We start from the raw sequence: 23,598 nt of genomic DNA, 5'->3' as shown, positions 1-23,598 counted from the left end.
GCCGCGTCAGACGGTGGAGCGGCGCAGGGCGGGGACGTGCGGTGCGGGCGGGGTGGCCTGGCGGAGGGCTCTCAGGCGTGCGAGGGCTTCGGTGGCGGGGGCGGGGAGACGGAGGTCGGCGAAGATGGTGTGAGCGGCGCGGAGTGCGTCGGCGCAGGCGGTGTGGTGGCCGAGGGTGTGTTCGAGTTCGGCGAGGCCGCGCATCATGACGGCTTCGCCGAGGCGGTTGTCCGTGCATCGGCATGCCATGAGCGCGACCCGGTGCGACTCCTCCAGCTCGTTCCAGAAGCCCCGCCGCACCGCGGCGTTCAGCAGGGACGCGGCGAGCTCCCATGCCAGCTCGGCCTGACCGGTCGCGGCCGCCTGGCGTACGGCGGCGACCAGAGCGGCGCGTTCGCTGTCGAACCACGCCACCGGGTTGTCGATCAGCCACTCGTGGGTCGGGCCGGGTTGCGGCCACCGCGGCGCGCGGCCCCGGACCGGCGTGTACGCCGAACCCGGCAGGTGGCCGTCGGCCTCCTGCGACAGTGCGAGCAGCGTGGCGAGCGTCCGGGTGACCACGGTCCGCACGCTGGTCTCGGTCTCCTCCTCTGCGGCACGTTCCCGTGCGTACAGGCGCACCAGTTCGTGGAACCGGTAACGGGTGCGGCCGCCGGCGTCGGTCCCCGCCACCTCCAGCAGCCGCTCGTCGGTCAGCGCGTCGATGAGCTCCTCGGCCAGGTCAGGGGAGGTGTCCAGCGTCGAGGCGGCGGTGCACGCGGAGAACGACGGCAGGTCCAGCACGCCGAGCAGCCGGAACGCGCGCCGTGCCGCGTCACTGGACCGCCGGTAGCCGACCGCCAGCGTGGCCCGTACGTCCAGGTCCTTCAGCACGAGCTCGTCCAGCCCGCCGTCGGAGAACCGCTCGGCGAAGTGGCCGAGCGTCCAGTGCGGCCGGGTGGCGAGGCGCGTACCTGCGGCGCGGACGCCGAGCGGCAGCCCTCCGCACAGCCGCACCAGTTCGGCCGCGGCCCCCGGTTCGGCACGGCACCGTGCCTCGCCGACGATGGCGGCGAGCATGTTCCCCGCCTCCCCGGGGGTGAGCACGTCCAGGTCCACGGTGCGGGCCCCCGGCCGGCCGGACTGGCGGCAGCGGCTGGTCACGATCACCGAGCAGGTCGGCGAGCCCGGCAGCAGCCGCCGTACGTGCGACTGGCCCGCCGCGTCGTCCAGCACCACGAGGACACGGCGGCCGGCGAGCTGGCTGCGGTACAGGTCCACCCGCTCGTCGATGTCCTCGGGGATCGCCGACGCGTGCACGCCGAGCGCGCGCAGGAACCGGCTGAGCACCCGCGCCGGGTCCGCGGGGGAGGCCTCGGTGGCCCGCAGGTCGGCGTAGAGCTGGCCGTCGGGGAACGCCTCGCTCATGCGGTGCGCCACGTGGACCGCGAGCGTGGTCTTGCCGACCCCGGCCTGGCCGGTGATCAGCGTCACCGGCAGCGGCTCCCCGGCACGTCCGGTGAGGGTCGCGCACAGGTGCTCGACCAGCTTCTCCCTGCCGGTGAAGTCGCCGATCCCGGCCGGCAGCAGCGAGGGCCGCAGCGTCCCGGTGGCCGGAGCGGCGTCGTACGACGGCGGCGCGGCCTCCTGCCGCAGCACCTGCATGTGCGCGGCCCGCAGCTGCGGACCGGGGTCGATGCCGAGTTCGTCGGCCAGCCGGGCCCGCGCGGCGTCGTACTCCGCGAGCGCCTCGGCCTGCGCGCCGGACGCGGCGAGGGCCAGGACCAGCCACGACTGCACCGCCTCGTTCAGCGGCTCGGCCTCGGCGACGGCACGCAGTTGCGGCAGCACCTCGGTGGCCAGCCCGAGCCGCAGCGCGGTGCGTGCCGCCTCCAGCAGGACGTTGATGCGTTCCTGGTCCACCGCGCGCACCCAGGGGTGTCCCTTCAGCACGTGGTCCAGGTCCGACAGGCACGGCCCCTGCCACAGCTTGAGCCCGTCGAGCATCAGCTGGAGGGATTCATGGGGGCTCCCCGCCTGCCTGGCCGACGCGACGGCGGCACGGAAGGCGGCCAGGTCGGCGTCGCAGCGGTCGGGCCTGATGGCGTACGCCGCGCCGAGGCCGGTGAGCCAGGAGGATCCCGAGCGCGCGGCGTCACCGGGGTCGATGCGGCGGCGCAGCCGTCCGACGTAGGTCTGCACGAGGTTGATGACGGAGTCCGGCGCGTCGTCGCCCCACACGGCGTCGATGATCTCCTGGCGCCGGACGGGGGTGCCGGCCTTGAGCAGCAGGAGCGCGAGCACGGCCCGCTGCTTGTCGGAGCTGATCTTGATCTCGGTCTCCCGGAGCCAGACCCGTAACGGTCCCAGCAGGTGAAACCGTAGCTCTGCCATGTTTCCCCCGGAGCGAGTGAGCGGACCACGTGCCGGAAATCTGATGAATCATATGTTTTGACTGCCTGTAATGCGAGGTAGTCGGGTGACCTAATCTGGCCACACCTCGCGTGTTTCGGGCAATGTCAAGAACTCACCAAATCGGTCGTGATATAGGGGGACACCATCCGACTGGATCCCGGCTGGCGATTCGCTGGACCGGGACAGGCCGCCGGATGTCGTCGCGTCCAGCCAGTTGGCGGCACGGATCCAGTGCCGCGAGTCATCGTTGGCACGTGTTTCCGAGCCCTCGGGAGGAGGTCCCCATGAAGAAGATTCAGATTCGTAAGGCCGGTCCGGTTCGCCTGACCGCCGCCGCGTGCACCGTTTACAAGAAGACGAACTAGCACCGGCACCGTCGGGCGCGCCGGACGCGGTATCCGCGTCCGGCGCCTCCCGTCCGAAAACACCCGAAAGACATCCGGGAAACGCGCCGAAAAAGACGAAAGTAAACGCACGGAGGACTGTCCCGTTGACCGAGACCGAGGCACCGGACGACCCTGCCGCGATCCAGTACGACCCCGGCCGGCCGCTCGCGCTGCACCCGCTCGTCCACCTGCCGGACGGCGACGAGGTGACCGTGGGCCGGCGGGACACCGACACCTACGCGATCTTCCCGCCGGACGGCGCCGCGCTGGTACGGAAGCTGGAGGACGGTGCCACGCCTCGTGAGGCCGCCGCCTGGTACGCCGAGACCTACCACGAGACCGTCGACATCGACGACGTGATCGGCGCGCTCGCCGAACTCGGTTTCCTGCGCACCGGCGAACCCGCCGAGACGGCCCCCGACACCCCCGTGCGCTGGCGGCGCCTCGGCATCGCGCTGTTCTCCCCGCTCGCCTGGGTTGTGTACACCCTGGTCATCGGCTGGGCCGTGGTCGCCATGGTCAGGCACCCCGACCTCGTGCCGGACTACCGGAACGTCTTCTTCACCGACTACTACACCGTCATCCAGGTGACCCTGTTCATCGCCGCGGTGCCGCAGCTGCTGCTGCACGAGGGTTTCCACGCACTCGCCGGCCGCCGGCTCGGCCTGCGCTCCAGCCTGTCCATCGGCCGCAGGCTCTACTTCATCGTGCTGGAGACCTCACTGGACGGCCTGGTCGCCGTGCCGCGCCGCAAACGGTACCTGCCGATCGTCGCCGGGATGTTCGCCGACGTCGTCGTCATCGCGCTGTGCACCATCGCCGCCGACCTCAGCCGCACCCCCGGCGGCGGGTTCACCCTGGCCGGCCGGTTCTGCCTGGCGTTCGCGTTCGCCGTCCTGCTGCGCGTGCTGTGGCAGTTCTCGTTCTACCTGCGCACCGACCTGTACGTCCTGGTGTCCACCGTGCTGCGCTGCGTCGACCTCGACACCACCGCCAAGCGCCTGCTGCGCAACCGGTTCAACCGGCTGCTCGGCCGGCACGACAAGCTCGTGGACGAGTCCCGCTGGCACCCCGCCGACCGCAGGGCCGCGCGCTGGTACTCCTGGCTCATCGTCGGCGGCTACACCGTCAGCCTCGTCACGTTCGCCTGGGCCGTCGTGCCGCTGCTGTACACGATGGGTGCCGCCGTGCTGTCCCGCTTCGTGGACGACGGCGCCACCTGGGCCGAACTGCTGGACTCCACGATCTTCGCCGGTTTCATCCTGATCCAGTTCGCCGTACTCGGCGGGCTCGCGCTGCGCGACCGGCTCCGCCGCCGCCAGACCGAGCTCCGCCACGTCATAGCCTGAAAGGGACGCACTCATGGGTGACCGTGACCACTACTGGATCCGGGGCGAAAGACGCCGGGACCGCGACCAGGCCAGGGCCCGGCTCGTCCTGCCGCCGGAGCTCGCCGTGGTCGACGCGCACCGCCGCCTGCGCGGCCCGTACACCGCCGCCGGCACCCTGCTGCGCGCCATCGCCCCCGACCTGCTGGCACGCACCCCCGAGCTCGGCGTCGAGCACAACATCGAGATCATGACCAGCACGCCGGAACTGGCCGACGCCGTGCCGCGCGCCTGGACGTCCCTGGAATGGTCCGCGCGCAAAGGCGAACGCACCCGCTTCTACTCGCGGCTGCACACCCTCAACATCGCCAACGGCCTCGCCGAACTGCTGCGCGACCACCTGGCGGCCCTCGGCGGCGGCCCGCGCACCCTGGTCGTCGAGAACCTCCACCAGGCCGACCCCACCGACCAGGAACTCGTCGCGGTCCTGCTGCGCCGCACCGACCTCGGCGCGCTGACCGTCGTCGCCTGCACCGGCCTCGAACCGGTCGCCGACCCGCCAGGCGAGATCGTCATCTCTCTCGGCACGCTGCTGGAACGGCACGCCACCCCCGTCGAGGCCCCCGCCGGCGACCCCGGTGCCACCGCACCCGACCCCCGCGCGTACGTCCACGGTGACTGCGTCGACGACGACCCCCGCCAGATCGAGGCGTACGAGGCCCTGGACCCGGCCGAACGCGCACGCCTGCACGACGAGCGCGCCGCCGCGCTGGCCGCCGCCGGCGAGTACTCCCTGAAACTCGGCGCGATCCCCTTCCACGCCGAGCACGGCACGGACCCCGGTGGCGCCGGCCTCGCCGCGCTGCGCGAAGCGGTCACCTACTGCCGGGGTGTCGGCCTCTACCAGGCCGCCGCCGACCTCGGCATCCGCGCACGCGCCATCGTCGACCGGGCCACCCAGGAAGAACAGTGGTGGTACTTCGCCGACGCCACCGGCATCACCCTCGCCACCCTCGGCCGCGCCGACGAGGCCAAAGCCATCTACGACGAGTCGCGCGCCGCCACCATCGACCCCGCGATGCACATGGAGCTCGCGTACGCCACCGCGATGCTGTACGCGCGCCACTACCCCGAGCCCCAACGCGACTACCCGCAGGCACGCGCGTGGATGAACATTTCCATCGCCATCGCGTCCCTGTTGGAGGAGCCCAAGGAACGCGCCTTCCACTCGGTGTTCGGCCGCAACGGTCTCGCACTCGTCGAGGTCCGCCAGAACAGCCCCGAGGCGGCGCTGCGCATGCTCGAGGACGGCATGGCCCGCCTGGACCGCGAACTCGAACCCGGCGAGCACATGCTGCACCGCACCGTGCTCCGCTACAACCGCGCGCAGGTCCTCGGCATGATGGGCCGTCTGGAGGAGGCCCTGGCCGACTACAACGCCGTCCTGGAGGTCGACGGCGACTTCCCCGAGCACCACTTCAACATCGGCAACATGCTGCGCCGCCTCAACCGCGACGAGGAGGCCGTCGCCGCGTACGAACGCGCGCTGAAGCTGTCCCCGCCGTTCCCCGAGGCGTACTACAACCGCGGCGACACCCGCCTGGAGATGGGGGACGTCGACGGCGCGCTCGCCGACTTCTCCTACACCATCGAGCTCGACCCGGCCCACGCCGACGCCAGAGCCAACCGCGCCGGCCTCCTCCTCGACCTCGGCGACACCGCCGCCGCCTGGCGCGACGTCACCCAAGGCCTCGAACTGGCCCCCGCGCACGCACACCTGCTGTGCCTGAAGGGCCGCCTGCTGGCCGAACGCGGCGAACCCGGCGCCGCACGCGAGACCCTGGCCTCGGCGCTGGCCCGCAACCCCCGCCTCGCCGAAGCCTGGGCCCTGCGCGGCGAACTCGCCTACCAGGCCGGCGACCTCACCGCGGCCCTCGACGACCTCACCCGCGCCGTCGACCTCAGCGACTCACCCGCCATCCGCTTCAACCGCGCCGTCGTCCACCACGACATCGGCAACCACGCCGAAGCCGCCACCGACTTCGGCAAGGTCCTCGCCGCCACCGGCGACGAGGAGGCCAGGCAGTACCTGGAAGCCTGCCACCGTGCCATGGAGCCGACCCCGTCCTGACCTCGCTCACCCATGACCCGGCACCCCCGCACCGGGGGGAGACCTTCGACCTCTCCCCGGACCGCTGCCTCCCGGTGGCGTGGCGATTCGCCCCCACGCCACCGGGACCCCTACCCCGTTCATGGGACGACCCTCACGTGCGGTACCGCTGACAGGATCGGCTCAGGGATGTCATCGGAGCGCGCCGTCCCGTGCGGCCACCGGCGAGCGGGCCGGCCGCGAGGAGACACGCGGACGGTGGAGCCGGCGGACGACCAGCGGGGACAGCGGGTTCTCGCGACATCCGAAGGGAAGGTGCCACGATGCCCGACCTGTTCGACCCCGTCCGGCTGGGACGCCTGACACTCCCCAACCGCCTGGTGATGTCGCCGATGACCCGCAGCCGCGCCGACGACCGAGGCGTCCCCCCACCCGCCGCCGCTGTGTACTACTCCCAGCGCGCCACCGCCGGCCTCATCATCACCGAAGGCACCCAGCCCAGCCTCGAGGGCCAGGGCTACCCCCGCACCCCCGGCCTCCACACCGACGCACAGGTCACGGCCTGGCGCCACATCACCGAAGCCGTCCACACCGCAGGCGGCCGCATCTACGCGCAACTGATGCACAGCGGCCGAATAGGCCACCCCAGCCTGAACGGCCTCCTCCCCGTGGCCCCGTCCCCTCTCCCCGCCGCCGGCCAGACCTACACCAAGGACGGCCGCCGCGACCTCCCCACCCCCAGGGAACTCACCACCGCCGAAGTCAGATCCACCATCCAGGACTTCGCGCGCGCCGCTCGGCGGGCCGTCGACGCCGGCTTCGACGGAGTGGAACTCCACGGCGGCAACGGCTACCTCATCCACCAGTTCCTCTCCCCGCACACCAACCACCGCACCGACCCCTACGGCCGCGACCCCCTCCTCTTCGCCGTACAGGTGACCACCGCCTGCGCCGAAGCGATAGGCCCCGACCGCGTAGGCCTCCGGATAACCCCCGGCAACACCCTGAACGACATCACCGACCCCGACCCCGACCAGACCTACCCCGCTCTGGCCGCCACCCTGGCCCCCCTGACCCTCGCCTACCTCCACGTAGGCGGCGTCGGTCCCACCACCCCCCTGGCAGCCAAACTCCGCGCCGCCTGGCCCACCACTCTGATAGCCGCCCCCAGCACCGGCGGCACGCTGCCAGAGGATGGCGGCCGAAGCCTCGCAGAACACTGCCTGACCAACGGCGCCGACTTAGTAGCCTTCGGCCGCGCCTTCCTGGCGAACCCCGACCTGGTTACCCGCCTCCGCACCGGAACACCCCTGAACCAACCCGACCCCACCACGTACTACGGCGGTGACCACCATGGCTACACCGACTACGCACTCTCCACCAAACCCGTAGCCTGACGAACCCCGATCTCCGCACACCGCGAGGCAGGGAAAAGCCACACCGCCTACGGCATGGTCCTCCCCTCCAGGCGCAGAGCGCCTTCCCGCTCGGGCTGTGTTTCCCAGAGGGCTCCGCCCCAATGCCGGGAAGTTAAGGCGGGGGGTTGGTTGTCAATAGCGCTGAGATGAGGATGGAGCTCCTGCTAGAACGTTGATCGACCAAGATCTCGTTCGTAGGCAGGAGCTCCGTGTGTGTGAGTGTGTCATGCCGGTGGGTGGGTGTGTGTGGGCTCCGGCGCATCTTGGGGTGCTGAGTGACGGGGTGCCGGTGGAGTTGGTGGATGAGGTGCTTGTGGAGTGCCGGCGAGGTGAGCGGCGGGTGCGGGTGTTGCCTGCACGGGTGGTGGTGTTTTTCGTCTTGGCGATGACCTTGTTCCCGGAGCGGGGGTATGCAGGGGTGTGGCGGGCGTTGTGTTGTTCGGTGCGGGGGGTGGGGGTGCCGTCGGCGGCGGCGTTGCGTCAGGCCAGAGCACGGCTGGGTGAGGCGCCGGTACGGATGTTGTTCGATCGGCTGCGCGGTCCGGTTGCCCCGGTTGCGACGCCGGGGGTGTGGTGGCGGGGGTTGCGGCTGGTGGCCTGGGACGGTTCCACGCTGGATCTGGCCGATGAGGCGGCGGTGCGTAAGGAGTTCGGGGCTCCGGTGCACGGCAGCGGGCGCGAGGGTGCGCCGCAGATGGCGTTCGCGCTCACCATCGAGTGCGGGACCCGGGCCGTCATGGACGCGGTGTTCGGGCATTGCCGCACGAGTGAGTCGGCATTGGTGGAACGGATGCTGGGCGCTCTTGCGCCGGGGATGCTGCTGCTTGCCGATCGCCGGTTCATCGGTCTTGGGCTGTGGCGGTCGGCCCGCCAGACCGGGGCCCACCTTTTGTGGCGCGCCACCGCTACCTTGGCCCCCACCGTGATCGCACACCTCCCCGATGGGTCCTACCTGGCCATGCGCCGCGGCCACAAGCACGAACGGCACCTGCGCGAGATGGTGCGCATCATCGAGGCCACCATCACCGTGACCCTCGCCGACGGCACCACACGCCACCAGACCTACAAGCTCATGACCACCCTGCTGGACCACCGCACCCACCCCGCCGCCGACCTTGTGGCCTGCTACCACCAGCGCTGGGAGATCGAAACCGCGTTATACGGCCTCAAAGCCATCCACAAAGGATCACTGCGACCCCTGCGATCACGCACCGTCCCCGGCATCGTCCAGGAGTTCTACGCCCTGCTGCTCACCCACCACCTGCTACGCCGCCTGGCCTGCCACGCCGCCCTGGACACCGGCCTGGACCCCGACCAGATCAGCTTCACCACCACCCTGCACACCACCCGCGACACCATCATCACCGCACACGGCACCCAGCCCCGCCACGCCCCCCAGGACTGGGCCTACACCCTCACCATGCTCACCAACCGGCCCATGCCCGCAACCCGACGCCCAAGGACCAGCCCACGCGTCAAAAACCGTCCCAAAGTCCGCTACCCCTTCCGACAAACACACCCCGACCCCAAACCCAAAACCGCCAGCTACACCATCACCATCCGCAGCCCCTTGACACTCACCCTCGCCGCCTAACTTCCCGGCATTGGGGCTCCGCCCCCCTCGCTCCCCGGACACCCCCACGGGCCGGCCACCGTAGACGAGCCGGCACCGGCGATCACGGTCACGGGATCCCTGCTCGACGGTCCCCGCGAGAATGAACCAGACCGTCTTACCGGGCTTGCCGTCTTGTGCGGGTCACATCCCCCACCTGATGGCCAGACAGCTATTCAGGGGCAAACGACAACTGTGTAGAGGCGGCACAACTCGCTGACGGCAACCGGGTCGTCCGCGACAGCAAGACCCCGGCAGGGCCGACGCTCGGAGTCTCGGCCGGTGAGTGGAAGATATTCACCGTGAGACTCAAGTCCAGCGAATTCGGCCGGCCGGTGTGAGCTGTCCTTCGTGATCCAATTGCCCCGGCGCATTGTTGAGCGGAGTGCCGGCAGGGCTGGGTGGATCGCTCGGGAGAGTGGTACTTCGTCGTTTCCGGCCACTGTGTTGGTGGGGACGGAGGAATTCAGGCGGCCCGAGTCCGCATGGATCTGCGGCAGCCCAAGGGGGAGATTCCTTCGGGCTGCCGGCTGTTGATCGCTACCTGAAGTCACGTTCCGCGATTACGGTCCGAATTTTTCCCGGCTCCGATAGGCCGGCCGTGAATGGCGCTTTGGTGAAACGTTCAGTCCGCGCTACTGGAGAGTGAACTGTGCGTTCCAGGCGCTGTCACCGGGATAGAGGTTGACCAGCGCAGGGGCTCCTGCGGACGGCGAGGAGCCCGAGATGTTGAGGTACAGGACCGAGCAGCAGGTCGTGCGAACGTGGTAGAGGGGCAGGCCGCCCAGTGTGGCGCCGGTCGGGAGGACCTGGAAGCGCTGGCTGACGCCGGAGTCGCAGTCCCATTGCATCGTCCAGGAGCCGTTGATCTTGTTAGGCCTGGTTGTGAGGTCCAGGCACTTGCCGCTGTTCTGGTTGACCCAGTTGACGTAGCAGTTGGAACCACACGGCGCGTTCATGAGCCATTTCTGGTTCGCCGCGTACGTGCAGGGAGCCTGCTGGATCGACGCGCCGTTGCTGGTAGAGGCCCCTGCCACTTCCAGGCACATGCCGGTGTGCCGGACGCGGAGGAGGTACGGGCCGGTCGTGGCGGCGGACGCCGGCGCGGACGGCACGATCAGACCCAGCATAAGCACCAGGGTGGCGATCGAGGATGTTGCGGTTTTCCGCAATAAGCGCATGTCGCATGCCTCCCAACTGTTTCGGAGACGTCAGAATGGACGATGAACAATGGCTGGTCCAGCCGTCTCCGCCATCCCGAAGGACAGCCCGGACCGAAATACCCCGGACGGTGATGGTGATCGCTACTGAACGCGAGGTTCTACCGAGCGGTGTTCTGAGTCGGATGCAGGCGGAATAGGTTCCGGACTGGCGAAGCGCTCGGTCGCGGCGACTCGTGGGGAAGCGGACTGTAGTGCTGGGACGCAGCGCCGTTCTTGGTAAGCCGGTCGGGATGTTGTTGCCGGCCGGGGACGCCACGGTGACCTACTGCCATTCGCGGACGATCGGGCTGGTGGCGATCGTCGGGGAGGCCGACATCCTGGTGGCGGGCTGTGGGCCGGCCGCGGTTCATACGCGGAAGCTGTGGTCTTCCGCGTCGGTCCGCCGCACCCTGGCAAGTACGCTCGACCCGGAGTGGTCGTCGGTGTCGAACCCGGCGCGTGCCCGCACACCGCGGTCCGGGATGGCCCGACGATCACACCGGCGTCACCGATGTCGCGGACTTCGTCGGCCGGCGGGAGGCGATATGCCTACACCGCCTGTTCGCTGCACCCGGACGCGGACCGGCCCGGCATGCCGTACGTGATGTTCATGTCGGCCGGCGGCGGTGTCCTCCAGGGAGACTGTTACCGTATCGGGCTGGACTGCGGCCCCGGCACGACCGTGCACTTCTCCAGCCAGACCGTCACACGGCTCTACCGCATGGAACACGACTACGCCACTACCACCTGGTGGTGCGCTATGGCGAGCAGGGGCGATGTCACCCTCAGGTGTGAGGCCGCGACGGAGGTTCGACGACCCGCCTCCGGCCTGCGAGGACCGGTTGAAAAGGTGCAGTGAAGGATGCGGGTGCGAGCAAATGCCCGTCGATCGCGGAAGTGCCGAAGGAGAACGATGACCCGGAGGAACCCCCAGGTCGCGGTGCTCGTGCTCGAAGGCGCGAAGCCGCTCGATGTCGGCATCCCGGCGCAGGTGTTCGCCAACCGGCCGAGCATGCCGTACGAGGTGCGGGTGTGCGGCGCCGCACCCGGACTGGTGACCGGCGGCGACGGCCTCTCGTATCACGTGGCCGAGGGGCTCGACGCCTTGGAGCACGCCGGCACCATCTTCATCCCCGGCTTTCGGGAGCCGGTGACCACAGAACCGCCGGCGACGGTCGTCGAAGCGCTCATGGCAGCCCATGAGCACGGGACCCGGCTCGCGGCGATCTCCACAGGGGCGTTCGCGCTGGCGGCGACGGGCCTGCTCGACGGCAAGCGGGCCACGACGCACTGGCACTACACCAAGGCCCTCGCCAAGAAGCATCCGCTCGTACAGGTGGACGAGAACGTGCTGTTCGTGGACGAGGGCGACGTGCTCACGTCGGCGGGTGCGGCATCCGGCATCGACCTGTGCCTGCACTTGGTGCGGCGCGATCATGGCGTCACGCTCTCCAACCACGTGGCGAGACGGCTGGTGGCGGCGCCCTATCGCAGCGGGGGCCAGGCGCAGTACGTTCCCCGGAGCGTGCCCGAGCCGCTTGGCGACCTGTTCGCGAGCACGCGTGAGTGGGCCCTCGCGCACCTCGCCGAGCCGTTGACCCTCGAGGTGCTGGCACGCAACGCGAAGGTGTCGGCGCGCACCTTCTCCCGGCGGTTCAAGCAGGACACCGGCTACACGCCGATGCAGTGGGTGCTCCGGGCTCGGGTGGACCTGGCGCGCGAACTGCTCGAACGCACCGATCTAGGCGTGGAGCAGATCGCCGACCGCGTCGGGCTCGGCACCGGCGCGAACCTGCGTCTGCACTTCCAACGCATTCTCGGCACCTCCCCGACGGAGTACCGTCACACCTTTTCTGCCTGAACGCCACGTTGGCGAGATCCTTGCGGCCGGTGGCGGAGGTTATGGCGTGATCCTTGCGACCCATGTCGCTCAGGCCACTGTCAGGCTGAGACCCGGATGCCGATCATGGAGGTCGTAGCGAAAGGACTCTCAATGACCCGCATCGCCGTCAACGGATTCGGCCGTATCGGACGCAACACCCTCCGCGCACTGCTTGAGCGCGACAGCGACCTCGAAGTGGTCGCCGTCAACGACCTCAGCGCTCCTCAGACCCTCGCGCACCTGCTCAAATATGACAGCTCGTTCGGCCGTCTCGGCCGCTCGGTCGAGGTGGACGGAGCCGAGCTCGTGGTCGACGGCCGCCGCGTCACGGTGCTCTCCGAACGCGAACCGGTCAACCTGCCGTGGGCCGAACTGGGTGTCGACATCGTGCTGGAGTCCACCGGCCGCTTCACCGCGGCGGCCGCCGCCGGCGCTCACATCAAGGCCGGTGCCAGACGCGTGCTGGTGAGCGCCCCTTCCGACGGCGCCGACGTCACGCTCGCCTACGGTGTGAACACCGAAGCGTACGACCCGGCCGAGCATGTGATCATCTCGAACGCCTCGTGCACCACGAACGCGCTGGCTCCGCTGGCATCCGTGCTCGACGATCTGGCCGGCATCGAGCACGGCTTCATGACCACGGTGCATGCCTACACGCAAGAGCAGAACCTGCAGGACGGCCCCCACCGCGACCTGCGCCGCGCTCGCGCCGCAGGCGTGAACATCGTGCCCACCACCACCGGCGCCGCGAAGGCCATCGGGTTGGTGCTGCCGAACCTCGACGGCAGGCTGTCGGGTGACTCGATCCGCGTACCGGTCCCCGTGGGTTCGATCGTGGAGTTGAACACCACGGTCTCTCGCGCGGTCACCCGCGACGAGGTGCTCGCGGCCTACCACGCCGCCGCCGGTGGCAGGCTCAAGGGCATCCTGGAGTACGCCGACGAGCCGCTGGTCTCCAGCGACATCACCGGCCACCCCGCGTCCTCGATCTTCGACGCCGCACTCACCCGCGTCGACGGCAGGCACGTCAAGGTGGTGGCCTGGTACGACAACGAGTGGGGCTTCTCCAACCGCGTCGTCGACACACTCGAACTGCTCGCACGCGACTGACCGATCCAAGACGGTCCTGAGATCCGCGTCGCCCCGCAGCGGCGGCCGCCTCGCCATCTTGTGGCAGGATCGCGGGATGCTGCGACTCACCGATTTCATCATCGACTGTCCGGACACCATGAAGCTGGCGGCCTTCTACTCCGAGGTGACGGGCCGGCCGATCAAGGACGGTAGCGACGAGAACTGGGCCGGTATCCAGTTCGGTGAGGTTGAGCTGGCTTTTATTCGGGTGGAGGACTACCGCGCTCCGCGGTGGCCGGACAGCGAGCACCCCAAGCAGTTCCACCTGGACTTCGAAGTGGACGAGATCGAGGTCGAGCAGCGCCGTGTGCTCGAACTCGGCGCGACGATGCAGCAGGATTTCGTCGACCCCGACGGCTACGGCTGGCGGGTCTACACCGACCCGATCGGCCATCCCTTCTGCCTGTGCCGCAACAGGAGCGCCATTTGGACCGACCAGGGTCTGAGCTGGTCGAAGCGCGACTGAGAGCTGCGTCGTGAGCCAGGGTCCGAAGCGCCGCTCCGGCCGCCGTACCTGCCGTACCTGCCGTACCTGCCGTACCGAGCGAATACGCCGTCCGGTTGCCGAACTGCTGCTTTCCGCCGGCGCATCCGGTTCACGTGAAATTGTTCCGGTAGGTGTGAGGGCTGACGCCGACGACGCGTTTGAAGCGCTCGCGGAAGGCGGTGGGGGAGCCGAAGCCTGCCTGGGCCGCGATGCGTTCTATCGAGTGGTCGGTGGTTTCCAGTAGGTGCTGCGCCTGGCGGATGCGGGCTCGGTGGAGCCATTGCGCGGGTGTGGTGCCGGTTTCCTGGCGGAAGCGCCGTATCAGGGTGCGGGTGCTTGTGCCGGCTTGGTGAGCGATGTCGGTGAGGGTGAGGTCCCGGGTGAGGTTGTCGTCGAGCCAGCGCAGGAGGGGTTCCATGGTGGAGCCGCGGGGGGTGGGTGGGTACTGCTGGACGATGAACTGGGACTGGCCGCCTTCGCGTTCCAGGGGCATGACGGACAGGCGGGCCGCGTCGGCGGCGACGGCGGAGCCGTGGTCGCGGCGGATCATGTGGAGGCAGAGGTCCAGTCCTGCCGCGGCGCCGGCCGAGGTGAGGATCCGGCCGTTGTCGACGTAGAGGACATCTGGGTCGACGTCGATGTCGGGGTAGGTGGTGGCGAGTCGGGTGGCGGCCATCCAGTGGGTGGTGGCGCGCAGGCCGCTGAGTAGTCCGGCGGCGGCGAGGGTGAAGGTGCCGGTGCAGATGGAGGCGATGCGGGTGCCGTCGGCGGCGGCTCCGGCGAGTGCGTCACGGACGGCCGGGGACGGGGGGCCGGCGGGGTGGGTGGTGCCGGGCACGATGATCGTGTCCGCGTCCGCCAGTGCGTCCAGGCCCCAGGTGGTGCGCAGGGTGAAGAAGCCGGCGTTCACGTCGGGGTGCTCGGCGCAGACCCGTACCCGGTAAGCGGGACGGCCGTCGGGGAGGCGGGTGCGGGTGAACACCTCGATGGGAGTGGAGAGGTCGAACGGGATCACCTGGTCCAGCGCGAGGACGGCGACGGTGTGCATGGCGAGAATGTACGCCTGCATCCGATTCTCGCCAACGGTGTGACGCTGCTCGTGGCCGGGTGGTGGGGTGCTCATAGGTGTTGGCGTTATTCCGTTGGTGGTTGTCGCTCCTGCCACTGGGAGACGGGGGATCCGGCTCGTTAGCCTCGACCGCGTCCCGCCGCTTCTCACCGGAACAGGCGCTCCCATGATCGCTCGACTCGTCACCCTCACAGCTTCGGAATTCCTCCACGCGCACGGCACCGCGGGTATCTTCACCGTGCCGTGTGGACGTCGCCAGGAGGGATCCTGACGATGAGCTTCGTCGTACCGATCCTGATCGGCGTCGGGTACGTGTGCCTCATGTCGCTGATCCGCGAACCGCACCGGCGCAGGTTCAACGCGGTCATGGTGGCCGGCGCCGGGGCGGCCTACCTCAGTGGCGGGGGGTTCGGCCCATGGGAGTTCGCCTTCACGGCCGTCATCACCTACTGCGCCTACCGCGGACTGGAGTCGTGGACCTTCGTCGGCGCCGGGTGGCTGCTGCACACCGGCTGGGATCTGTTGCACCACCTGCACGGCAGCCCGATCATTCCCTTCGCGGACCATTCCTCCCTGGGATGCGCGATCTGCGATCCCGTGATCGCCGTGTGGTGCTTCGCCGGCGGCCCTTCGGTCACCGGCCTGCTTCACCTGCGTCTCCGCCGTTCCCGCGTCGAGCGGCCCGCGACGCCTCCACTTTGATGGCTGCTCGGTTGTGAATGGTCAGGGGGAGGGGGTGCGGGGGCGGTTCCACCACAGGGAGAGGGCCAGGGCCGCGGTGATGAGTAGGGCGGCGGTGGCGGTGAAGGCGGGGGCGGTGTCTATTTCCTGGTGGATCACGGTGAAGGTGCTGGGGAGGGTGTTGAGGGCCGAGTCGAGTTCGGCGGCGTTCTCGGCGCGGTGGTAGGTGCCGCCGGTGGTTTCCGCTATTTGCTTGAGGGTGGGTTCGTCGATGTCGCGGAGGGCTCTGCCGGGGCCGCGGCCGCCGAGACCGCCGTAGCGGCCGTAGTCGTTGAGTTGGTTGCCGATGCAGACCATGGGGGCCGGGTCGGTGGTGCCGAAGCCGATGGGGAAGACGCGGATGCGGCGCAGGGCCGCTTCTTCGGCGGCGGTGGACGGTTCCACGCCGTGGCTGTTGGCGCCGTCGGTGAGCAGGACGATGGCGGCGGCGGCGTAGCCGGAGCCGGGGGCTTCGGCGGGGGTGGCGCCAGTGGGAGGGATCGACGGGTCGGCTTCGGCTATGGCGTCGATGGCGGTGAGCATGGCCTGGCCGATGGCGGTGCCGTTGGAGACGGTGATGCCGTCCAGGGCTTTGATCAGTGCGTCGGTGTCGTCGGTGGGGGGGACGAGAAGGCCGGCGCTGCCGGCGAAGGTGACCAGGCCGATGCGGGGGCCGCCTCGCTGGGACTCGATGAAGTCGACGGCGGCTTTTCGTGCGGCGGTGATGCGGTTGGGGTCGACGTCTGTGGCGCACATGGAGCGGGAGACGTCGAGGGCCAGCAGGATCGTGGCGGACGTCCGCGGGACCGGTACCGACGCCTGGGGTCGTGCGGCACCTACGGCCAGCAGGGCGAGGCCGGTGATGAGGAGCGCGGCGGGGATCTTCCTGGTCCAGCGGGTACGGCCCGGGAGGGCGGCTCGTACGAGGGCGATCGAGGTGACGCGGACGGCGGACTTGCGGCGGCGGCGCCTGGCCCACTCGCGTACGGCGAAGAGCAGGGGGAGGGTCAGGAGCGAGAGCAGGGCCCAGGGCCAGGAGAAGGACATTCAGATCACTTGTCCGGTCCGGTGTGGCGACAGAATCCAGGGCCAGGGGTTCGGCATTCAGATCACCCGGCCGGTCCGGAGGAGCGTCAGGGCGGCTCCGGCGGTGAGCAGGGCGAGGGCCAGGCCGCTGAGGGCTCCGGCGAGGGGGAGTGGTTCGTCGGAGACGGTGATGCGGAGGTCGATGGCGCCGGCGACGTCGTCCAGTCGGTTGGCGTCGGAGGCGGGGTGGTAGGCGCCGCCGGTGGTTGTGGCGATCAAGGTGAGGGTGTCCTCGTCGAGGGATGTCTGCAGGTGGTAGCCGTCGACCTTCACTGTCGTGCCGGTCTCGGTGCCGACGCCGACGGTGTGGACGCGGACGCCTGCGCGCTGGGCCGCGGCGGCGGCCGGTTCGATGTCGCCGCCGCGGTTCTGGCCGTCGGAGAACAGGACTATCGTCGCGGACGGCCAGTAGCCGAGGTCGGGGGTGGCGCCGTCGCGGTCGACGGCCACGGCCTTGCCGGTGATCGCCGAGAGTGAGCCGAGGATGGCGGCGCCTATCGAGGTGCCGCCGGAGATCTTCAGGCGGTCGATGGCGGCGAGCGCGAGGGAGTGGTCGGCGTCGGGACGTGCGGTGGTGAGCGAGCCGCGTCCGAACGCGACGACGCCGATGTCGACGCTGTCGGGTTGCGCCGCGACGAACGCGCGGGCCGCGCGCTGCGCCGCGGCCAGGCGGGTGGGGGTGACGTCGTCGGCACCCATGCTGTTGGAGACGTCGACGGCGAGGACGACGGTGCCGGCGGCCCGCGGCACCGGCACCATGGCGGTGGGCCCGGCGGTGGCGACGGCGAGTACGCCGACGCCGGCGACCGTCAGGCCGGTGGCGAGGTACGTCCGGCGGCCACCCGGTACGGTGACGCCGGCCGCGGCGAGCGTGGCCGCGCGGCGGCGCGCGGACGTGACGGCGGCCCAGGCCAGGGCCACTGTCACGAACAGACCCACGACCAGCAGAAGAGGGGAGGACAGCGTCATGAGGAACCCTCCGCCGGCCTCGTGGCCACGGTGCGGAGTCCGGGGCCGGGGATGGCGCCGGGTCCGGTGGGGTGGCCGGTCACGGGGTGCGGTCCCGGGTGCGGGCTACCACCTCGACGAGGGTTTCTGTGAGGTCGTGGCCGGTGTCGACGCGGTGGACGGGGACGCCGGCGCGGCGCATGCCGGTGGTGAGTCTGGCTTCGCGGTCGTCGACGGCGGTGCGGAAGCGGAGGCGGAGGAGGGGGTCGGTGGAGTCGACGAGGAGTTGTTCGCCGGTTTCCGCGTCCTCGACGACGATGAGGCCCGCTTCGGGGAGCGCGTCGTCGGCGGGGTCCACGATGCGCAGCGCGACGACCTCGTGGCGGCGGGACAGGCGCTGGAGTGAGCGTTCCCAGTCGCCGTCGCCGATGAAGTCCGACAGGACGAGGACGAGTGCGCGGCGGCGCGCGAGGCGTCCGGCGGCGTCGAGCATCTCCGCGAGGTCGGTCGTGGCGCCGGTCCTGGTGCCGGAGGCGCGTTCCAGTTCGGCGGCGATGCGGAGCGCGTGCCGGCGGGTGGTGCCTGGGGGGACGACGCGCAGGATGCCGGTGTCGAAGAGGACGGCGCCGACGCGGTTGCCGCCGCGGCCGAACAGGCGGGTCAGGAGGAGCGCGAGTTCGGTGAGGACGTCGTGTTTGCCGCGTCCCGGACGGCCGGCGGTCATGGACGCCGAGCGGTCGAGCACCAGCCACACGGTCAGTTCGCGGTCCTCGGTGAACAGCCGCAGGTGTGGTTCGTCCAGGCGCGCGGTGACGTTCCAGTCGATGTGCCGCGCGTCGTCGCCGTCGCCGTAGGCGCGCAGGCCGGTGAAGTCGATGCCGGAACCGCGGTGCGTGGTGCGGTGCGCGCCTTGGAGTCTGCCGTCGAGCCTGCGGACGACCTTCCATTCCAGGCGGAGCAGGAGCTTCTCCGATGCGGTGGCCATGTCAGCGGTTCCGCAGGACGACTTCGGGGGTCCGTACGGCTCTGAGCACGTTGGTGACGATCGTGTCGGCGTCGACGTCGTCGGCGAGGGCCTCGTAGGACAGCACGAGGCGGTGGCGCAGCACGTCCAGCGCGAGTTCGCCGACGTCGTGCGGCAGCACGTAGTCACGGCCGCGCAGGAACGCCAGAGCGCGTGCGCCGGTGACGAGCGCGATGGACGCGCGCGGGCTCGCGCCGTAGGTGACGTACCGTTCCAGTTCGCCGAGCCCGGCCGTCGCGGGGGAGCGGGTCACCGCGACCAGCCGTACCGCGTAGTCGACGATCGCCGGGTCCACGTAGACCTGCCGCGCGCGGCCGCGCATCGCGATCAGTTCCTCGGCGGTCACCATAGCCTGCGGCGGCTCCGGCGGACGCAACGCGCGGCCGACGATGGCCTGCTCCTCGGCCTGCGTCGGGTAGCCGACGATCACTTTCATCATGAATCGGTCGACCTGCGCCTCAGGCAGCGGGTACGTGCCTTCGGACTCGATCGGGTTCTCCGTCGCCATGACCAGGAACGGCTCCGGCACGCGGAAGGTCTCCCGGCCGATCGTAACCTGGTGTTCCTGCATGACCTCGAGCAGCGCGCTCTGCACCTTGGCCGGGGCCCGGTTGATCTCGTCGGCCAGCAGCAGGTTCGCGAACACCGGCCCGAGTTCGGTGCGGAACTCCCCGGAGTGCTGGTGGTAGACCCGTGTGCCGACCAGGTCGGCCGGCACCAGGTCAGGGGTGAACTGGACCCGCTGGAAGCTGCCGCTGATGGCCGCGGCCAGCGATTTCACCGCGAGGGTCTTGGCCAGGCCCGGCACGCCTTCGACGAGCAGGTGGCCGTCGGCGATCAGCGCGACGGCCATGCGTTCCAGCAGGGTGTCCTGACCGACGATCGTGTGTTTGACCTCGAACAGGACACGTTCGAGCGGATGGGACGGCCCGGAGGAGTTGGTCGAGGTCATGGGTTCCTTTTCATGGTGCTTCGATCAGATCTGCGGCCCGCCGCCTGGGCCTTCGCCGTCGTCGCCGAGCGCCGCGCCGATCGGCACCGCGAACGCGATGCCGGCGAACGCCTCGTCACCGCCGGGGTCGGCGATCGAGACGACGATCCCGATGACCGAGCCGCGCGCGTCCAGCAGTGGACCGCCGGAACTGCCGGGGTTGACGGACGCGTCGAACTGGATGAGCCCGCTCAGGTCGCCTTTCGTGACGGTCCGGTCCAGCCCCGACACGACCCCGGTGGAGACGCTGTAGGTGAGGCCGAGGGGATTGCCGATGGCCACGACCGGCGCGCCGACGGCCACCGCGCCGCCGAGCGTCGCCGGGACGACGATCTCCGGCAGTCTGGCGGGCCTGAGCGTCGCGACGTCGGCCCGTGGGTTGGACGACGCGACGACGGCGTCGGCCTTGGTGCCGTCCGAGAACGTCACGGTGACGTCCTCGGCCTCTTTGACGACGTGGTACGCCGTCACGATCGTCCCGTCCTCGGCGGCGATCACCCCCGTCCCGAGCGACGGCCCCGCACGGATGACCACCACAGAGGGCCCGGTCCTCTCGAACACCTCCGTCACCGTGAGTTCCACGCTCGGCGTCGGACTCGGCGTCACCGCGGCCTGCTCACCTTTCCCGCCTCCTCCGAGCCGGTACGCGAGCAACGCCACGACGACGAGCGCGACCACACCCGCCACGATCCACCTGGCCGTCCCGGCCCCGGCTGTTCGGGTCTCGGGCCTGACGGCCTCATGTGGCGCGTGCTCCATCACACCAATCTATAAAAAGTGGTCAAAAGTGGACCAAACTTCTCCTGGGAACTCCATGAGAATCGGATCCGTACGACCGACGGTCATCGGTGGGGCCGTCGGGGCGACGCGGGCCGGCACCGGTGGTCCCGGGTGTGGCCGACCGGTGCCACGCAGGCGTTTTTGTCGGTGTGGCGGGCCAGACTCATAGCCGACGGCTTTCGTGGAGGAGGGGTGCATGCCGCGGCGAGGGAATGGCAGGCGGAGGTCTCGGCGGAAAAGGGAAATGTGGGTGGCGGGGCTGGTGGGGATGGGGAGTGCGGTTCTGGGTTTGTTATGGTTTGTCGGCAATTATTCGAGATCGGCGTTAGTGGTCGGCTGTCTGCTGGTCATCGCGACCGGAGGCGGGCTCTATCTCCGGTACCGGATGCTGGAGAAGGAGCGGATGCGATTTCTCGCCGCCAATTCCGAGCTGGCGAAGATCGACCGGATGACCGGTGACCAGTTCGAGCATCTGGTCGCGCAGCGGATGATCGCCGACGGGTTCCGGCAGGTCGACAAGCGGGGACGGGCCGGGGACGGCGGGGTGGACATCACGGCGGTGGTTCCGGGCCATGGACGATTCGCGGTGCAGTGCAAGCGTTACCGCAAGAGCGTGGGGGCTCCCGAGGTGCGCAACTTCCTCGGTGCGCTGGCCAACGGCTTCGCCGGCCATACCGGCATTCTCGTGACCTCCGGGTCCCTGACCAGACAGGCGCGCGTAGAGGCGCTCGGCGCACGTCAGCCGCTGGTGCTGGTCGAGCGTGACCGGCTCGCGGAATGGATGCTCGGGAGGGTGACCCTCTCACCGGCCGGGCCACGTGGACGCGGCGAGGTGACGCGGGGAGGGCCGGGGTTCACGCCGAGCGCGGAGTGAGAGGGGGGGATCGGGGAGCGAGCGGGGACGCGGGGGAACGTGGGGCGGGGGGTGACGCTGGGTTGGGTGTCCGGTGACCCTGGGGCTCCTAGCGTGACCGTAGCCGGTGGGGAGCCGGGTACGGACGACGAGGGGCCGGGGTATGTGGGGGCTGTCATCGGGAGACGCGCTGATCAGCGCCGACTCCTGCGCCGTGGGTATGCGGGGGCCGGCATCGGGGGGTCGGGGACGGGGGTCGTACGGCTGGGGGTTGGCTGCGCTTGTGGTGGCGGTCGCGGTGAGTGGGTGCTCGCGTGGGGAGGCGCCGCGTGGGGCCGCCACGCCTTCGGCGTCCGCGTCCGCGCCGGTGTCGGCGCCGGGGCCGGGGACGGCCGCGCCGGGGGAAGGGCAGGGAGCCGGAGGTGCGGCGGCGGCGCGTGTGGAGCCGGGGAAGAAGGTCGATGTCTACCGGCATGACCGGCCGGGGTCGTTGAGCCCGGTGGTGGCGGGGTTTCCTTCGCTGGTCTACGTGCCGAACAGTGACAGCGGGACGGTCAGTGTGATCGACCCGGAGACGTACAAGGTGGTGCGGCACTTCCGGGTGGGGAAGCGGCCGCAGCACGTGGTGCCGTCGTGGGATCTGAAGACGCTCTGGGTGAACAACAACGAGGGGAACACGCTCACGCCGATCGACCCCGCCACGGGGCAGCCGGGTGCGCCGGTCGTGGTGGACGATCCGTACAACCTGTACTTCACGCCGGACGGCACGTCGGCGCTGGTGATGGCGGAGCGGCTGAACCGGCTCGACTTCCGTGACCCCCGGAACTTCACACTGCGGCGGTCGATGGAGATGCCGTGCCGGGGGATCAACCACGCGGACTTCACCGTGGACGGCCGGACGATGCTCGCGAGCTGCGAGTTCTCCGGTCATCTGGTGGCCGTCGATCTCACCGGCCCGAAGGTGCGCAAACGCGTCACGCTGCCGGGTCACAGCATGCCGCAGGACGTGAAGCTGTCACCCGACGGGACGACGTTCTACGTCGCGGACATGGCCAAGGGAGGGGTGTGGCTGGTCGACGCCGCACGGCTCGCGGTCGAGAAGTTCGTGCGGACGGGGGCCGGGGCCCACGGCCTGTACGTCAGCCGCGACTCGCGCGACCTGTACGTCTCCAACCGGGGGGCCGGGTCGGTGTCGGTGGTGTCGTTCGCCAAGCGCAAGCCGGTGGACACCTGGCGCATCCCCGGTGGCGGGTCACCGGACATGGGAGGTGTGTCGGCGGACGGCCGGAAACTGTGGCTGGCGGGCCGGTACCACGGGGTGGTGTACGTCTTCGACACCGTCAAGGGACGCCTGATCCGCACCGTTCCGGTGGACGCCGGGCCGCACGGGCTCGCGGTGTACCCGCAGCCGGGGAGGTACTCCCTCGGTCACACCGGCGTGTTCCGCTAGTCCCTGTGCCACCGGGACGGCAAACGGAGGGTCGTGCGGCTCTGTGCGGCTGAGGGAGCCGGGGGTCGTGCGGCCGGGGGCCGTGTGTTTTCGTGCGGCCGAGGTGGCCGGAGGGATTCGTGTGGTCACCGGGTCGCCGGGGTGGGCCGGAGGGGTTCGTGAGGTGCCGTTGTGGGGAGCAGGTTCCTACCTTTTGGCGACATCTCACCGGGGGAGTGCCGCGTCCTTAATCACGGTGCGGCACTACACAAACGGGGGTCTGATGACTTCATCGGGATATGTCAGGGCGCAACCGCCGAGTGACCGGGTGCTGCGCCTGGCCGGCGATCCGGACGCCGTGGCGCGCGCCAGGCGGCTCGTGTCGTCCGCCGTGGGGGCCGCGCATCCGCTGCACGACGACTGCGTGCTGCTGACCAGTGAGATCGCCACGAACGCGGTGCGGCACTCCGCCTCGGCCGGCGGCACGTTCACGTTATCGGTGTCCTACTCGGCCGAGTGGGTGCGGGTCGCCGTGCAGGACGCCGGGTCGCCGGAGCCGCCGTTCGGCTGGCGTCCCGCCTCGCCGCTGGAGACCGGGGGCCGGGGGTTGCAGCTGCTTGAGGCGCTCGCGCACCGCTGGGGCTTCATCCGGGAGTCCGGCAAGAACAACGTGTGGTTCGAGATGCACATCGAGCTCGCCACCCGCGCACGGGTCCCCGCCAACGGCGGACGCGCGGCCCGGTGACCG

21 protein-coding genes and 1 pseudogene are annotated in these 23,598 nt (G+C 70.1%); 14 read left to right on the top strand and 8 right to left on the bottom strand.

Going from position 1 to position 23,598, the window contains the following annotated elements; translation table 11 throughout:
• Positions 1-6: 6 nt before the first annotated feature.
• Complete coding sequence (locus tag BJ992_RS18555) at positions 7-2,373, bottom strand: AfsR/SARP family transcriptional regulator (protein WP_184982693.1); 2,367 nt, start codon at positions 2,371-2,373, stop codon at positions 7-9.
• Between the two features lie 511 nt (positions 2,374-2,884).
• On the opposite strand from BJ992_RS18555, the gene BJ992_RS18550 reads away from it, so the two are divergent.
• From BJ992_RS18550 to BJ992_RS32960, 5 genes and pseudogenes are all read left to right on the top strand, one after another.
• Positions 2,885-4,129, top strand: a complete 1,245-nt coding sequence (locus BJ992_RS18550) for a hypothetical protein (RefSeq protein WP_184982690.1) — start codon at positions 2,885-2,887, stop codon at positions 4,127-4,129.
• A 13-nt stretch (positions 4,130-4,142) separates the two neighbouring features.
• Positions 4,143-6,239 carry a tetratricopeptide repeat protein gene (locus tag BJ992_RS18545; RefSeq protein WP_184982688.1) on the top strand — a complete coding sequence of 699 codons (2,097 nt, stop codon included), beginning with the start codon at positions 4,143-4,145 and terminating at the stop codon, positions 6,237-6,239.
• A 302-nt stretch (positions 6,240-6,541) separates the two neighbouring features.
• Entirely contained in the window at positions 6,542-7,615 is a 1,074-nt protein-coding gene (locus BJ992_RS18540) for an alkene reductase (protein WP_184982686.1), read from the top strand.
• 247 nt (positions 7,616-7,862) lie between these two features.
• Entirely contained in the window at positions 7,863-9,230 is a 1,368-nt protein-coding gene (locus tag BJ992_RS18535) for an IS4 family transposase (protein WP_246497042.1), read from the top strand.
• 200 nt (positions 9,231-9,430) lie between these two features.
• A pseudogene (locus tag BJ992_RS32960) lies at positions 9,431-9,589 on the top strand (DUF397 domain-containing protein); the annotation flags it as partial.
• 294 nt (positions 9,590-9,883) lie between these two features.
• Here the strand turns inward: BJ992_RS32960 and BJ992_RS18525 are convergent.
• On the bottom strand, positions 9,884-10,378 hold the full coding sequence (locus tag BJ992_RS18525) for an RICIN domain-containing protein (RefSeq protein ID WP_184982684.1): 495 nt from the start codon (positions 10,376-10,378) through the stop codon (positions 9,884-9,886).
• A gap of 266 nt (positions 10,379-10,644) precedes the next feature.
• On the opposite strand from BJ992_RS18525, the gene BJ992_RS34555 reads away from it, so the two are divergent.
• The 5 genes from BJ992_RS34555 to BJ992_RS18500 all read left to right on the top strand — a co-directional run bounded on the left by BJ992_RS34555 (position 10,645) and on the right by BJ992_RS18500 (position 13,929).
• On the top strand, positions 10,645-11,055 hold the full coding sequence (locus tag BJ992_RS34555; protein WP_425503677.1) for a hypothetical protein: 411 nt from the start codon (positions 10,645-10,647) through the stop codon (positions 11,053-11,055).
• On the top strand, positions 10,962-11,309 hold the full coding sequence (locus BJ992_RS18515) for an urease accessory protein UreD (protein WP_184982683.1): 348 nt from the start codon (positions 10,962-10,964) through the stop codon (positions 11,307-11,309). The genes BJ992_RS34555 and BJ992_RS18515 overlap by 94 nt, the downstream gene beginning before the upstream one ends.
• A 54-nt stretch (positions 11,310-11,363) precedes the next feature.
• Positions 11,364-12,311: a GlxA family transcriptional regulator gene (locus BJ992_RS18510; protein ID WP_184982681.1), complete on the top strand. Its 948-nt coding sequence runs from the start codon at positions 11,364-11,366 to the stop codon at positions 12,309-12,311.
• Positions 12,312-12,443: 132 nt separating this feature from the next.
• Positions 12,444-13,442 (top strand): type I glyceraldehyde-3-phosphate dehydrogenase, encoded by a 999-nt coding sequence (gene gap, locus BJ992_RS18505; RefSeq protein ID WP_184982679.1) that lies wholly within the window; start codon positions 12,444-12,446, stop codon positions 13,440-13,442.
• Positions 13,443-13,518: 76 nt separating this feature from the next.
• Positions 13,519-13,929: a VOC family protein gene (locus BJ992_RS18500; protein ID WP_184982670.1), complete on the top strand. Its 411-nt coding sequence runs from the start codon at positions 13,519-13,521 to the stop codon at positions 13,927-13,929.
• Between the two features lie 130 nt (positions 13,930-14,059).
• Here the strand turns inward: BJ992_RS18500 and BJ992_RS18495 are convergent, their stop codons facing one another.
• Complete coding sequence (locus tag BJ992_RS18495) at positions 14,060-15,019, bottom strand: GlxA family transcriptional regulator (RefSeq protein WP_246496709.1); 960 nt, start codon at positions 15,017-15,019, stop codon at positions 14,060-14,062.
• 273 nt (positions 15,020-15,292) lie between these two features.
• On the opposite strand from BJ992_RS18495, the gene BJ992_RS18490 reads away from it, so the two are divergent.
• Positions 15,293-15,721 carry a DUF6010 family protein gene (locus BJ992_RS18490; RefSeq protein WP_184982668.1) on the top strand — a complete coding sequence of 143 codons (429 nt, stop codon included), beginning with the start codon at positions 15,293-15,295 and terminating at the stop codon, positions 15,719-15,721.
• A gap of 21 nt (positions 15,722-15,742) precedes the next feature.
• Here the strand turns inward: BJ992_RS18490 and BJ992_RS18485 are convergent, their stop codons facing one another.
• The 5 genes from BJ992_RS18485 to BJ992_RS18465 all read right to left on the bottom strand — a co-directional run bounded on the left by BJ992_RS18485 (position 15,743) and on the right by BJ992_RS18465 (position 20,547).
• A complete protein-coding gene (locus BJ992_RS18485) occupies positions 15,743-16,786 on the bottom strand; it encodes a VWA domain-containing protein (RefSeq protein ID WP_184982666.1) in 1,044 nt (347 codons plus the stop codon).
• A gap of 57 nt (positions 16,787-16,843) precedes the next feature.
• On the bottom strand, positions 16,844-17,794 hold the full coding sequence (locus BJ992_RS18480; protein WP_184982664.1) for a VWA domain-containing protein: 951 nt from the start codon (positions 17,792-17,794) through the stop codon (positions 16,844-16,846).
• Positions 17,795-17,873: 79 nt separating this feature from the next.
• Positions 17,874-18,758: a DUF58 domain-containing protein gene (locus tag BJ992_RS18475; protein ID WP_184982662.1), complete on the bottom strand. Its 885-nt coding sequence runs from the start codon at positions 18,756-18,758 to the stop codon at positions 17,874-17,876.
• 1 nt (position 18,759) lies between these two features.
• Entirely contained in the window at positions 18,760-19,749 is a 990-nt protein-coding gene (locus tag BJ992_RS18470; RefSeq protein ID WP_184982660.1) for an AAA family ATPase, read from the bottom strand.
• Positions 19,750-19,773: 24 nt separating this feature from the next.
• On the bottom strand, positions 19,774-20,547 hold the full coding sequence (locus tag BJ992_RS18465) for a S1C family serine protease (protein WP_184982658.1): 774 nt from the start codon (positions 20,545-20,547) through the stop codon (positions 19,774-19,776).
• Positions 20,548-20,818: 271 nt separating this feature from the next.
• Here BJ992_RS18465 and BJ992_RS18460 point away from each other — a divergent pair, with 271 nt between their 5' ends.
• The 3 genes from BJ992_RS18460 (at position 20,819) to BJ992_RS18450 (ending at position 23,595) form a co-directional block, all read left to right on the top strand.
• Complete coding sequence (locus BJ992_RS18460) at positions 20,819-21,442, top strand: restriction endonuclease (RefSeq protein ID WP_184982656.1); 624 nt, start codon at positions 20,819-20,821, stop codon at positions 21,440-21,442.
• Between the two features lie 250 nt (positions 21,443-21,692).
• The gene (locus BJ992_RS18455) at positions 21,693-22,871 is read left to right on the top strand and encodes a YncE family protein (RefSeq protein ID WP_221474882.1); all 1,179 of its coding nucleotides are present in this window, start codon (positions 21,693-21,695) and stop codon (positions 22,869-22,871) included.
• A gap of 262 nt (positions 22,872-23,133) precedes the next feature.
• Entirely contained in the window at positions 23,134-23,595 is a 462-nt protein-coding gene (locus BJ992_RS18450) for an ATP-binding protein (RefSeq protein ID WP_184982654.1), read from the top strand.
• Positions 23,596-23,598 lie beyond the last annotated feature (3 nt).

This window comes from Sphaerisporangium rubeum, assembly GCF_014207705.1.
In the GTDB taxonomy this organism is placed as follows: Bacteria; Actinomycetota; Actinomycetes; order Streptosporangiales; family Streptosporangiaceae; genus Sphaerisporangium; species Sphaerisporangium rubeum.
The sequence above is the reverse complement of the archived record's forward strand: the minus strand, read 5'-3'. Positions and strand labels throughout refer to the sequence as shown.